Source organism: Bifidobacterium callimiconis, from assembly GCF_003952005.1.
Classification (GTDB): Bacteria; Actinomycetota; Actinomycetes; order Actinomycetales; family Bifidobacteriaceae; genus Galliscardovia; species Galliscardovia callimiconis.
On record NZ_QXGJ01000001.1, the window covers coordinates 78450 to 91625 of the forward strand.

A 13176-nucleotide genomic window follows, 5' to 3' on the forward strand; every position below is an offset into this window, starting at 1 on the left:
GGGTCTCATGCTAGCCCATGGAACCGATTATCCATGGATGATTGTAGATGCGTCCGTATGACGTCATGATGACGTTCGACCATGTTCGTCGGCATGCAGGGCGTCGTAGATGGCCTGAGCCTTCTTCGTTCCGATGCCGGGAACCTCCATCAGATCCTCGACGCTCGCTCCGCGCATCGTTTTGACCGAACCGAACCGTTGCAGCAGTTTCTTCTGATAATTCAATCCGATGCCGGGAATCGCGTCCAATGCCGAACGCAGACCGCCCTTCGTTCGCGCCTCACGATGATAGGTGATGGCGAACCGGTGCGATTCGTCACGCACGCGCTGCAGCAGATACATGCCCTCGGACTGTCGTTTGAGAATGACCGGATAGTCGTCATCCGGCACCCAGACCTCCTCCAGACGCTTCGCTAGACCGCACAACGCCACATCATCCACGCCGCAGTCCGCCATGGCACGGGCGGCGGCCGCCACCTGCGGTTGACCGCCGTCGACCACGATGAGGTTCGGCTTGTATGCGAAATGCCGACGATCCGTGTTCTGCTGCACGACCGCATCCGACGGCGAGTCCGCCGCGGATCGTGCGTCGGCGGCACGGTCATTCATGGACGAGGCGACGCGACGCTCATTGTCCATGCTCTCGCCGGAATCTCCCGCGATGTTGCCATGACGGAACCGGCGGGTCAGCGTCTCGTACAGGGCCGTGGTGTCGTCCACCGCTCCCCTGCCGTCCTTGCCGCGAATGGCGAACCGCCGATATTCTGATTTCTTGGCGACACCGTCCTCGAACACCACCATCGACGCGACCTGATAGATGCCGCCGACCGTATTCGAAATGTCGTAGCATTCGATGCGCAACGGAGCCTGCTTCAACCCCAATGCCCGGGCCACGTCGTTCATGGCCTCGGTGCGGGTGCCCACATCCTTGATTCGGCTCATCTTGCTGCGCTGCAACGACTGCTTCGCGTTCGCCGTGGCCCGGTCCATCAGCTCCCTTTTCTCGCCGCGCGATGCGACGCGAATGGTGACCACGGAACCACGGAGACCGGAAAGCCACCGTTCCAATTCCTCACGACGGGACGGTTCGACCGGCACGATAACCTCCCGCGGCACCGGCGCGATCGGCGCCAACAGATCGGCGCGCCCGGTCAGTTCCTGACGGGAATTACGCGAACGCGTGGCCTGAGCGCGGGCCGACGCATCCACAGCGGTCACACGCTGCGTGGGACCGATCGCATCGCGACTGCGCGACACCGCGACCGCGCCTGCCGACGAGACAGGCGCCATAAGCTCCGTCGATTCTCCTGCCACATCGGCATACACCTGCGTGATCAGATCGGCGATCAGATCGGCGTCATCCACGTCCTCCACGCGTTCCACACTCCAGCTACGCTCGCCGCGAATGGCGCCGGACCGTACGAAGAACGCGTGCACACTGGCTTCGAGCTCATCCGCATCATAGCCGAACACATCCGCATCCACATCGGAGTCGAACGCCACCGCATTGCGCTGCAGTACCGTGTTGAGCATCGTGATCTCGTCACGGAGCCTGGCGGCCCGCTCAAACTCCAGTTCGGCGCTTGCGGCCTTCATCTCCGCGGTGAGTTGGGCGACGTACGATTTGCCGAGACGCCCGGTCATGACGCCGACGAGGCGCTCGCACATGAGCCGGTGTTCGTCGGCGCCGACGCGTCCCACGCATGGCGCCGAGCATTTGCCGATCGACGCGAGCAGGCAGGGGCGGTTCGTCAGACGGGCCTTGCGGAACGCGCTGTCCGTGCAGGTGCGGACAGGGAAGCTTTTGAGCAGTAGGTCAAGCGACTGCCGGACCTCCCATACCTTCGCGTACGGCCCGAAGTATCGGGTGCCGCGACGGTTGCGGCTGCGGGTGATCCAGACGCGGGGATACTCGTCTCCGACCGACAGTGCCAGATACGGATAGGTCTTGTCGTCGCGGAACACCACGTTGAATCGTGGATCGAATTCCTTGATCCACGTGTATTCGAGGGTCAGGGCCTCGAGCTCGGTGCCCACCACCGTCCATTCGAGGCTGCGGGCGGTGAGCACCATCGTCTGGGTGCGCGGATGCAGTTGGCACAGCGGCTGAAAGTAGTTCGTCAGACGGTTGCGCAGGTTCTTCGCCTTGCCGACGTAGATCACGCGGCCTTCGCCGTCACGCCACTTATAGACGCCCGGCTGCGTGGGAATGTCGCCGGTTTTCGGGCGGAACAGGTCACGGGAGTCCCCGAGCAGCGGGGCTCCGTTGACGTTGACCGCGGAGTCGGTGACATCGCCGGGATCGTTCATGGCCGTGCTCTCCTGTTGACGCTGTAGTTGTTCGGCGGCCTTGCGCCATGTGCCGGGCGCGTGTCGTTCGATCATTCCCGACGGCATGCGTCACCTCGTCGATGTCGCCGTTGCGGCCAGCATCGGCTTGAGGAAGCGGCCGGTCCATGATGCCTCGCATTGCGCCACCTGTTCGGGCGTTCCCTGGGCGACGATGGTGCCGCCGCCGTCACCGCCTTCGGGACCGAGGTCGATGATCCAGTCGGCTGACTTGACCACGTCGAGATTGTGCTCGATCACGATGACCGTATTGCCCTTGTCGACCAGGCTTTGCAGGACGCCGAGTAGTTTGCGCACGTCCTCGAAGTGCAGGCCGGTGGTCGGCTCGTCGAGAATGTAGATGGTCTTGCCGTCCGATCGTTTTTGCAGTTCGGTGGCAAGCTTGACGCGCTGTGATTCTCCGCCGGACAGCGTGGGGGCGGGCTGGCCGAGGCGAATGTAGCCGAGGCCGACGTCCACCAGCGTGTTGAGGTACCGGGAGATGGACGGGTAGGCCCGGAAGAAGTCGGCGGCCTCCTCGATGGGCATGTTAAGCACGTCGGCCACGCTCTTGCCGTTGTACTTCACCTCCAGGGTCTCGCGGTTATACCGCTGGCCGTGGCAAACCTCGCAGTCCACATAGACGTCGGGCAGGAAGTTCATCTCGATCTTGAGCGTGCCGTCGCCGTGGCAGGCTTCGCAACGGCCGCCCTTCACATTGAACGAGAACCGTCCTGGTCCGTAGCCGCGCACCTGCGCTTCGGGGGTCTTGGCGAACAGCTGGCGGATCTTGTCCCATACGCCGGTGTAGGTGGCCGGGTTGGATCGCGGGGTGCGGCCGATGGGGTTCTGGTCCACGTGGATGACCTTGCGCAGTTGGTCGACGCCTTCCACTCGCGTATGTTTGCCCGGTACGATGCGCGCGCCGTTGAGACGATCGGCGAGCACCGGGTAGAGGATCGTGTTGACCAGCGTGGATTTGCCGGAGCCGGATACGCCGGTCACGCACGTGAACACGCCCAGCGGGAAGTCGACCTTGATGTTTTTGAGATTGTTTTCGCGGGCGCCTACGACGGTGAGGCACCGGGTCCTGCGTACCTTGCGCCGCTGTTCGGGAACCGTGATGGCCCGTCGTCCGGCGATGTAGTCGCCGGTGATGGACCGCGTGGCCTCGGTCAGATGGCTCGCCGGGCCGGAGTAGACGACCTCGCCGCCGTGTTCGCCGGCGCCGGGGCCGATGTCGACCAGCCAGTCGGCCTCCTCGATGGTTTCCTGATCGTGTTCGACCACGATCAGTGTATTGCCGAGGTCTCGTAGATGATGCAGCGTTTCGATCAGGCGTTCGTTGTCGCGCTGGTGCAGTCCGATGGATGGTTCGTCGAGCACGTACATCACACCCACCAGTCCGGATCCGATCTGCGTGGCCAGTCGGATGCGCTGCGCCTCGCCTCCGGACAGGGTGGCGGCCGCGCGTGACAGGGTCAGGTAGTCGAGGCCGACGTCGTTGAGGAATCCGAGCCTTGCGCGGATCTCCTTGAGCACTTCACCGGCGATCATGGCGGCCGAGCCGGTGAGCTTCAGTCCGTTCACCCATGCCAGTGCCTTGCGCACGGGCATGTCGCACACGTCGAAGATGGATTTGCCGGCCACGGTTACGGCAAGCACCTCGGGTTTGAGTCGCTTGCCGCCGCATTCCTGGCAGGGCACCTCGCGCATGTACGACTCGTAGTACTGCTTCATCGCATCGGAATCGGTCTCGTCGTGGCGACGCATCAGCGTGCGCACCACGCCTTCGAATCCGGTGGAGTATTCGCGCAGGCGTCCCCAGCGGTTGCGGTACGACACCTTCACCTTGAAGTCGTGGCCGTACATGATCGCCTGACGGATATCCTTCGGCAGGTCCTTCCATGGGGTGTCCATGGAGAATCCGAGATCCTCGGCAAGACCTTCGAGTACGTGGCCGTAGTACTGCGAGGTGGTCTTGGTATTCGACCATGGTTCGATCACGCCTTCGGCCAGCGACTTATCCGGGTCGGAGATGACCAGTTCCGGGTCGATCTCCAGCTTGAATCCCAGTCCGGTGCACACCGGGCAGGCGCCATAGGGCGCGTTAAACGAGAACGTACGCGGCTCGATCTCGTCGAGCTCCAGCTGATGGCCGTTCGGACAGCTGCGCTTCTCGGAGAACGGCTGACGACGTTCGGGACTGTGCTCGTCCACGTCCACGAAATCGGCGATCACCACGCCGTTCGCAAGCTTGAGCGCCGTCTCCACGGAATCGGTGAGCCGCTGGCGGATGCCATCCTTGACCACGAGACGGTCCACCACCACCTCGATGGTGTGCTTCTTCTGCTTGGTGAGCTTGATGTCATCCGACAGCTGCGTCATCGTGCCGTCGATGAGCGCACGGGCATAGCCATCGGAGCGAAGCAGCTCGATAGTCTCCACGAATTCGCCCTTGCGCCCCTTGACCACTGGGGCGAGGATCTGGAATCGGGTGCGCTCCGGCCTGGCCATGAGCGTGTCGACGATCTGCTGAGGCGTCTGCGCTGTGACCAGCTCGCCGCATTCGGGACAGTGCGGGATGCCGGTGCGGGCGAACAGCAGACGCAGGTAGTCGTACACCTCGGTGATGGTGCCGACGGTCGAACGCGGGTTGCGGTTCGTGGTCTTCTGATCGATGGACACGGCCGGGCTCAGGCCTTCGATGAAGTCCACATCGGGCTTGTCCATCTGGCCGAGGAACTGCCGGGCGTAGGCGGACAGCGACTCGACGTAGCGACGCTGTCCCTCGGCGAACAGGGTGTCGAACGCCATCGAGGACTTGCCCGAACCGGACAGGCCGGTGAACACGACCATCCGGTTGCGGGGAAAGACGAGATCCACGTTCTTCAGGTTATGCTCGCGCGCGCCCTGCACCACGATCTTGCGGTCGTTGGGCAGGCCGGACAAGTCCGCGATCAGGGATCCCTCGGCTTCCTTGCCGTCGTGAAGCCATGTGATGGAGTCGGTGGTGTCTGCGTTCGCGCGTATCGCCATTCCTGTGCCTCGCTGTCCTCATCCCCCCGTAGAAGTCCCCTTCGTGCGGGATTGCCATGCCGTGATGTTTTCCGGACTCAAGGATAGCGCAATTCACCCCTTGTTTCGAACGACTGTTCGACATCGGCGAAGATGTCCAAAATGCGGTCCAGTATACGGACAATATTTCGCGATGCGACCTTTTTGCCGTCATGTAGATGAATTTTCCCTAAATGGCATTGACAATCAATTTCCTCCAACGTACCTTTATAAACCAGAAACGCAGAGCCGCGTTTCTGTAAGGAGAAGGGGCCATGAGCAAAGTGGCTGCAAAGGAAGGGATCCCCTCCTACACCAAGGAGGAAGAATCCCGAATCATCAGAAACAAGCAGGGCGTCCCGGTCGGCGTGGAACCCGACTACAAGTGGACACCGAAAAAAGTGGCGATCTGGGTGGTCATCACCGCACTGGGGGTGCTCGCATGGCTGATGATCGCCGTGATCCGAGGCGAGGAGGTGAACACGCTATGGTTCGTCATCGCCGCCGTATGCACCTACGCGATCGCCTACCGCTTCTATGCGCTCTACATCCAGCAGAAGATCATGCGGCCCGATGACCGCAATGCCACACCATCCGAACGCATCAACAACGGCAAGGACTTCGACCCGACCAACCGCGTCGTGCTCTACGGACACCACTTCGCCGCCATCGCCGGCGCCGGACCTCTGGTCGGACCGATCCTGGCCGCCCAGATGGGCTACCTGCCCGGCACGATCTGGATCATCGTCGGCGTATGCCTCGCCGGCGCCGTACAGGACATGCTCGTCCTGTTCTTCTCCATGCGTCGTGGCGGTCGCTCCCTCGGCCAGATGGCCAAGGACGAGATCGGCAAGATCGGCGGCTCCGTCGCCACCATCATCGTGTTCGTCATGCTCATGATCGTGCTCGCCGTGCTCGCCATGATCTGCGTGAACGCGCTCGCCGCATCCCCGTGGGGCGTGTTCTCCGTCGGCTGCACCATCCCGATCGCCATCTGCATGGGCCTGTGGCTGCGCTATGTGCAGCCCGGCAAGATCACCGAGGTTTCTATCGTCGGCTTCGCCGTGCTGATCTTCGTGATCATCGCCGGACGCTGGGTGTCCGAATCATCCTTCGGCCAGTATCTGCATCTGTCGCCCACCGCCCTAGTGTGGTGCATGGTGATCTACGGTTTCTTCGCCGCCATCCTTCCCGTGTGGCTGCTACTCACGCCGCGTGACTACCTGTCCACGTTCATGAAGGTCGGCACGATCTGCATCCTCGCCCTCGGCATCGTCATCGTGCGTCCGATCGTGGAGATGCCGGCCGTCACCGCGTTTGCCACCAACACCGAAGGCCCGGTGTTCGCAGGTGCCATCTTCCCGTTCCTGTTCATCACCATCGCTTGTGGTGCGCTGTCCGGCATGCACGCCATGGTCTCTTCCGGCACCACGCCGAAGATGATCCAGAAGGAGAGCCAGGTGCGCATGATCGGCTACGCCGGCATGCTCATGGAATCCTTCGTGGCCGTGATGGCCATCGTGGCGGCGATCTCCCTCAATCAGGGCATCTACTTCGGTATGAACACGTCCGAGGCCACCAGTGAGAAGCTCGCCGGCCCGGCCGTGGTGCAGGTAGCCACGGACAAGGAGGACATCATGGCCGCCGCCGTGCAGAACCTCGGCGTCACCGATGTGCACGGCAACAAGATTCACGCCGAATGGGACTCCTGGGACGAGAACGGCAACGACAAGGTCTACAAGGACGCCGACGCCTACCGTCAGTTGGCCAAGGATGTCGGCGAGCCTTCCGTCGTCTCCCGTACCGGTGGCGCCCCGACCCTGGCCGTGGGTATGGCGCACATCCTTCACCAGATCGGCGGCGGACGGACGATGATGGGCTTCTGGTACCACTTCGCCATCATGTTCGAGGCGCTGTTCATCCTCTCCGCCGTCGACGCGGTGACCCGAGTGGCCCGCTTCCAGCTGTCCGACGCGTTGGGCAACATCTGGCCCAAGTTCAAGGATCCGTCATGGCGCATCGGCGCATGGTCCTGCACGGCCGTCGTGGTCGCCGCATGGGGTTCGCTGCTGCTTATGGGCGTGACCGATCCGCGAGGCGGCATACAGACGCTCTACCCGTTGTTCGGTATCGCCAACCAGCTGATCGCCGCCGTGGCCCTGCTCGTGGTGACCGTGATGGTGGTGCGCAAGGGCTACGTCAAGTATGTGTGGATCCCTGTGATTCCGCTGGTGTTCGACACGGCCGTCACCTTCGTGGCCTCGTGGCAGAAGATCTTCTCCACGGATTCCGCCGTCGGCTACTGGCAGCAGTGGCGTGACGCCAACGCGAAGCTCGCCACGCTCACCGACCCGGCCCAGATCGAGATCGAGAAGGCGATCGTGCGCAACACGTTCATTCAGGGAACGCTGTCCGCGGTGTTCCTCGTCACCGTGGCGTTCGTGATGGTGTGCGGTCTGGTGCGCATCGTGCAGACTGTCCGCACCAAGGACACCACCACCAGCGAGGATCCGTTCGTCGAATCGAACTTCTTCGCCCCGGTGACGATGATCCCGTCCAAGCTCGACCGCAAGCTCGTCAAGGAGTATTCGATCGTTGGCGACCCGGAGCTCATCCCCGGTCTCAGCCGCGAGCAGCGCGACGAGCTGGAAGGCAAGGTCAAGCAGCCGGCGTGATGAACGTTCGGTCGTGACCTGATCCCAATGATCCATTGTGGCCGTCGGAATGGCATCCAGCCGTTTCGACGGCCACAATGGTTTTGGTTATCCATGAAGGAGACGAACAATGAACATGGCTGTCATCCGTACCACATGGCAGGAGTTCCGTGCGTTCTGGCGGGACCTCACCGGAGAAAACGCCTACGATCGGTATGTGGAGCGGCATCGTCGCAACCATCCCGATCACGAGCCGATGAGCGAACGCGAATTCTGGCGCGCCCGCGACGACTTCAATGAGACGCATCAATCGACCGGCTGCTGCTAGGCGACTAGGCAACTAGGCAGCCAATCTCTTGCTGACGGGTCATCTCACCATGAAGGTTCGTTCTCCGGGGAGTGCGGGCATGCGGGTTACGGTGACGTGCTCCACTTGGCTCCATCTCGGACCTTTGCGGAGCTGCCCGGTGAATTGTCCGAGCGCGTCGGCCTGGCCCTGTGCTTCGATTTCGACGGATCCGTCGTGCTTGTTGCGTACCCAGCCGGTGATCCCGTATTGCCGGGCTTGGATTGTGGTGAAGTAGCGGAATCCCACTCCTTGGACGAGTCCGGTGACGATGATGTGTATGCGGGTTGTCGTGTCTCTGCGAGTCATGATGTGGTTGCGTCGGTTGGTTGTGGTCTCTGGTTTAGTATCCGTGGGCATGGAGGTAATCGTCGTCGAAACCGAAGTAGTGACCGATTTCGTGCATCACGGTTTTGCGTATCTGCGTGACGAGTTCCTCATGGGTGGTGCAGATGCGTTCGTGAGGGCCTTTGAAGATGGTGATGATGTCCGGCATCACTCCCCCGTATCCGTTCGTCCGCTGTGGCAGTGGAATCCCCTCATATAATCCCAGCAATTCGTCGTATGCGCTCTCCATGGTGGCGAGTTCGCGTTCGTTCGGCTCGTCATCCATCGCGATGCCAATGTTGTCCAACGCCCGATGGAAGCGCGCCGGAATCAATTGCAGCGCTTCTTCGATGGCCTTCTCGAATTCCTCGTCGCTGATGCGCATGCCGTCTCCCATCCTCAATGACGCCTGTTGCATCCACTGTTCTCCATGCCGGAGACTTTTCGATTACGGCCAGTGGATGAATGTCCAGACTCATGCGATTAACTTACCCATTGGAAAGCGTGAGAACAGGAACGGAGAACAGAGGCGACTGATGGATAGCGAACTGTTTGAGAGGGCGCCGATCCCCAAGGCGTATTTCAGTCTGGCCATGCCCGTGGTGATGAGCATGCTCGTCACCCTCGTCTACAACATGGTCGATACGTATTTCATTGCCCACACCGGCGATGCGAACATGGTGGCGGGCGTGTCCCTGTCCGCGCCCGTGTTCATGGTCATGATTGCCATTGGCGACATCTTCGGTCTTGGCGGCAGTTCCGTCATCTCCCGGCTTTTCGGTCAGCACCGGTACGCCGATGGCAAAAGACTCAGCGTATTCTGCTTCTACGGAGCGTTGCTCGTCGGCATCCTCGTCATGGCATTCGGGTTGATCTTCCATGATCCGATCCTGCGTCTGCTCGGCGCGAATGATGCCACCTGGTCGTACGCCTCCGCATACTATACTTGGATCCTCATCGGTTCACCGCTCATCATCGTCTCCATGACGCCGGTCAATCAGCTACGCACCGAGGGGCATGCCGTACCGTCCATGATCGGTCAGATCGCCGGCACTGTGATCAACATCATCCTCAACCCGCTGTTCATTCAGGGATTCGGCTGGGGCGCCGCCGGCTCCGCGTTCGCCACCGTATTGGCCAACGTGTGCACTGATGCATACTTTGTCTGGTTCCTGCTGTTCCGCAGCACCAACCTGTCGATCGATCCGCGGCTCATGCTGCGTTCCAACGCCGATACCGGCCGCGCCGCGCATGATTCCGGCAAAACCTACGGCAGGGCGTTCGAGGAGCATCCGGTGCCGGTGCGCCGCCGTCTGCTCAACATCACATCCCTGGAGATCAAGGACATTCTCGTCATCGGCATTCCCTCGGCCATCACCAGCTTCACGCAGAGTTTCGGCATCATCATGGTGAACCTGTATCTGCTGCGTTACGGCAACGATCCGGTCGCCGCCATGGGCATCGCGTTGAAGGTCATCATGATCGCCGTATCCGTGTTCGTTGGTTTCGCGTTCGGCGCTCAGGCGCTCATCGGCTACAACTACGGTGCGCGCAACATGAGGCGTCTGGCCGGAATCCTCAGATTCTCCTATATTTTCCTCAGCTGCTTCGCCATTATCATGACCGTCTTGCTCAGCATATTCGACCGTCAACTCATGGGCTTCTTCATCAATGACCGGCACATCATCGATCTGGGTGCGGGCATGCTGCGCGTGCAGCTGCTCAGCCTGGTGTGCGTCGGCATCATCATGGTGACCACCTGCACGTTCCAATCCACCGGCAAGGCGCTTGGCGCATTCATCCTGTCGCTCAGCCGTCAGGGAGTGGTGCTGGTCGTCGTGCTGGCGGTCGCCTCCCGCATGGCCGGATACGATGGGGTGATCGCCGCACAGGCCATCTCCGATCTGATCACCGCGATCATCGCCATCGTTCTGTTCATCGTGATGCTGCCGGAACTGCGCGGCGGAAAGAGGAAAGGAGCCAACGCATGACGATTCGACTGCTGGTAATGGATGTGGACGGCACGCTGACCGACGGGCGCATCTGCATCGGCGCCGACGGCGAGATGATGAAGACGTTCAACTGCAAGGACGGATACGGGATCAAGCATCTGCTGCCCGCCGCGGGGATCACACCGATGATCATCACCGGACGCAACTCGACGATCCTCGCTCGTCGCGCGGATGAGCTCGGCATCACCGAGCTGTATCAGGGCGTGCACGATAAGCTTCCGCTGCTGAGACGTCTCATGGAGGAGCGTGGACTCACGCCGAACGAGGTCGCCTACATTGGCGACGATTTCAACGATCTGGAAGCCATCCGATTTGCGGGACTGTCCGGATGCCCGGCCGATAGCACGCAGGGCATCATCGACGTCGTCGACTACGTCTGTCGACGGGACGGCGGCCGCGGTGCTGTTCGTGAATTCATCGAACATATGATCCGACTGAACGAGGCCGAACGCTGATGTTCTCCTTCGAGGACATCCAACGGTTCAACGACACGGAGACCGGTATCTACCGGTATGTGATCGCGCATACGGAATCCGTGGCGTACATGACCATTCGCGAGCTTGCCGCCGCCACGTTCGTCTCGCCGTCCACGATCCTGCGCTGGTGCGACAAGCTCGGATACCCCGGCTATACGGAGTTTCGCAACGCGTTGCGCGAGGAGAACGAGAGACGAACCGTGCCTCGACTGGAGCCTCGGCAGGATCTGCACGATCTGGCGTTGTTCTTCGATCGGGCGAACTCCCCCGCGTTCGAGGAACATCTCGACTCTGCCGTACGACTGATCGGCGATGCGGAACCGATCGTGTTCATCGGCGAGGGTTCCTCCGGGGTGATCGCCGAATACGGGGCCCGCCTGTTCGCCAATCTCGGCATCTTCGCCGTCGGCATGACCGACGCCTTCTATCCGGTCTCCGCCTATGCGCGTGATCACATGGCTGTGATCGCGGTATCGGAAAGCGGAGAGACTCCCAAACTGGTGAAGGCCGTGGAGGCGTTCCGAGCAGCGGGAAGCGTGACGCTGGGTGTGACGAACAGCGTGCACTCCACACTGGAGCGGCTGTGCGACTGGTCATTCAGTGCGGGGCTGCCGTCACAGCGGGTGAACGGCGGATACAACGCCACCACGCAGGTTCCCGCACTGTTCGTCATCGAATCGCTGGGACGTCGTCTGCGCTAACGGTCGTCGTCTGTCGTGGCGGATTCGTCGTCGTTGATCCGGCGCAGAACACGACAGGGGTTGCCGACCGCGACCACATTGGCCGGAATGTCCCTGGTGACGACCGATCCCGCGCCGATCACCGTGCCGGCGCCGATGGTCACGCCCGGCAGCACGATCACGCCGCCGCCCAGCCAGCATCCCCGGCCGATTGTGATGGGCCGGGCGTAGGTATGCCACCGGTATCGGGCGTCTCCCGGCGTCCAATCCTCGCGCAGGCGATCATGCAGTTCTACCGGATGAGTGGCCGTGTACAGCTGCACGTTGGAGGCGATCAGCGTGTCCGAGCCGATAGTGATGGTGTTGCAGTCCACGAACGTGCAGTTCATGTTCACCGACACGTTCGACCCGATGTGGATGTTGCGTCCGTAGTCGCAGATGAACGGCAGTCCCACGGACACGTTTTCTCCGATCGATCCGAACAGTTCGCGCAGGATCGTGGTCTTGCGCTCCTTTTCGTCGTAGGCGAGCCGGTTGTATTCGGCTAGCAGACGGCGGGCATGGTTCTTGTAGTCGAGGAAGATCGGATCATGGCAGTCGTAGATCTCCCCGGCCATGCATTTGTCCAGTTCGGTGTGCTCCGGTTTGCTTGCTTCCATTGTGGCCCTTCTATTCCCACACGTCGAGGCGACGGTTCTTGAAGTAGTATTCGCGGTCCTTCTCGCCGATCTCGCGAACCGGTCTGCACGGCACGCCGACCGCGACCACGTTGGCGGGGATGTCGTCCACGACCACCGAACCGGCGCCGATCACCGAATTGTCGCCGATCGTCACACCGGGCAGGATCGACACGTTCGACCCCACCCACACGTTGCGTCCGATATGCACGGGAATCGCATACGTGTAATGGTGTTCGCGCAGGATCGGCAGGATCGGGTGCCCGGCCGTGGCGATCGTGACGTTCGGGCCGAACATGGCGTAGTCACCGATCGTGATCTCCGCATCATCCACCATGCTCATGAACGCGTTGATGTAGATGCCGCGACCCATGCGCACGCGACGGCACCCGTTGTTCGCATGCAGCGGCGTCTCCACATGACATCCCTCTCCCACCTCGGCACACATGTCCTTCAGTAGGTTCTGCCGTTTCTCCTGCTCGGTGGGTTTGGTCTGGTTGTATGCCCACAGCTTCTCCTGCCAGGCCAGCTGACCATCCATGATCGCCGGATCGTCGTAGTGGTACGGCAGCCCGGCGTCCTTACGCTCCGCGTTGGTCAACGGTCGTTCTACGCCATC

Annotated in this window: 11 protein-coding genes; 5 read left to right on the forward strand and 6 right to left on the reverse strand. The window is 61.5% G+C overall.

Features of this window, described 5'->3' with window-relative positions:
* Positions 1-63: 63 nt before the first annotated feature.
* Entirely contained in the window at positions 64-2397 is a 2334-nt protein-coding gene (uvrC, locus tag D2E23_RS00405; protein ID WP_241227156.1) for an excinuclease ABC subunit UvrC, read from the reverse strand.
* A gap of 3 nt (positions 2398-2400) precedes the next feature.
* Positions 2401-5367 (reverse strand): excinuclease ABC subunit UvrA, encoded by a 2967-nt coding sequence (gene uvrA, locus D2E23_RS00410; protein WP_126029050.1) that lies wholly within the window; start codon positions 5365-5367, stop codon positions 2401-2403.
* 293 nt (positions 5368-5660) lie between these two features.
* Here uvrA and D2E23_RS00415 point away from each other — a divergent pair, with 293 nt between their 5' ends.
* Positions 5661-8060, forward strand: a complete 2400-nt coding sequence (locus tag D2E23_RS00415; protein ID WP_126029051.1) for a carbon starvation CstA family protein — start codon at positions 5661-5663, stop codon at positions 8058-8060.
* Between the two features lie 109 nt (positions 8061-8169).
* Positions 8170-8367, forward strand: coding sequence for a YbdD/YjiX family protein (locus D2E23_RS00420; RefSeq protein WP_126029052.1), 198 nt, complete (start codon positions 8170-8172; stop codon positions 8365-8367).
* Between the two features lie 39 nt (positions 8368-8406).
* On the opposite strand, the gene D2E23_RS00425 is transcribed toward D2E23_RS00420, so the two are convergent.
* Positions 8407-8745, reverse strand: a complete 339-nt coding sequence (locus D2E23_RS00425) for an acylphosphatase (protein ID WP_338142168.1) — start codon at positions 8743-8745, stop codon at positions 8407-8409.
* Positions 8729-9097 (reverse strand): metallopeptidase family protein, encoded by a 369-nt coding sequence (locus D2E23_RS00430; protein ID WP_126029053.1) that lies wholly within the window; start codon positions 9095-9097, stop codon positions 8729-8731. Before D2E23_RS00430 ends, D2E23_RS00425 begins: the two co-directional genes overlap by 17 nt.
* 151 nt (positions 9098-9248) lie before the next feature.
* Here D2E23_RS00430 and D2E23_RS00435 point away from each other — a divergent pair, with 151 nt between their 5' ends.
* From D2E23_RS00435 to D2E23_RS00445, 3 genes are read left to right on the forward strand one after another with little or no spacing between them, the layout of a single operon-like run.
* Positions 9249-10703 carry an MATE family efflux transporter gene (locus D2E23_RS00435; protein ID WP_126029054.1) on the forward strand — a complete coding sequence of 485 codons (1455 nt, stop codon included), beginning with the start codon at positions 9249-9251 and terminating at the stop codon, positions 10701-10703.
* Positions 10700-11179: a KdsC family phosphatase gene (locus tag D2E23_RS00440; RefSeq protein WP_126029055.1), complete on the forward strand. Its 480-nt coding sequence runs from the start codon at positions 10700-10702 to the stop codon at positions 11177-11179. The genes D2E23_RS00435 and D2E23_RS00440 overlap by 4 nt, the downstream gene beginning before the upstream one ends.
* The gene (locus D2E23_RS00445; protein WP_126029056.1) at positions 11179-11901 is read left to right on the forward strand and encodes a MurR/RpiR family transcriptional regulator; all 723 of its coding nucleotides are present in this window, start codon (positions 11179-11181) and stop codon (positions 11899-11901) included. The genes D2E23_RS00440 and D2E23_RS00445 overlap by 1 nt, the downstream gene beginning before the upstream one ends.
* Here D2E23_RS00445 and D2E23_RS11900 read toward each other — a convergent pair.
* The gene (locus D2E23_RS11900; RefSeq protein ID WP_126029057.1) at positions 11898-12539 is read right to left on the reverse strand and encodes a sugar O-acetyltransferase; all 642 of its coding nucleotides are present in this window, start codon (positions 12537-12539) and stop codon (positions 11898-11900) included. The genes D2E23_RS00445 and D2E23_RS11900 overlap by 4 nt on opposite strands.
* Before the next feature lie 10 nt (positions 12540-12549).
* Positions 12550-13158 carry a sugar O-acetyltransferase gene (locus D2E23_RS00455; RefSeq protein ID WP_241227157.1) on the reverse strand — a complete coding sequence of 203 codons (609 nt, stop codon included), beginning with the start codon at positions 13156-13158 and terminating at the stop codon, positions 12550-12552.
* Positions 13159-13176: the final 18 nt, after the last annotated feature.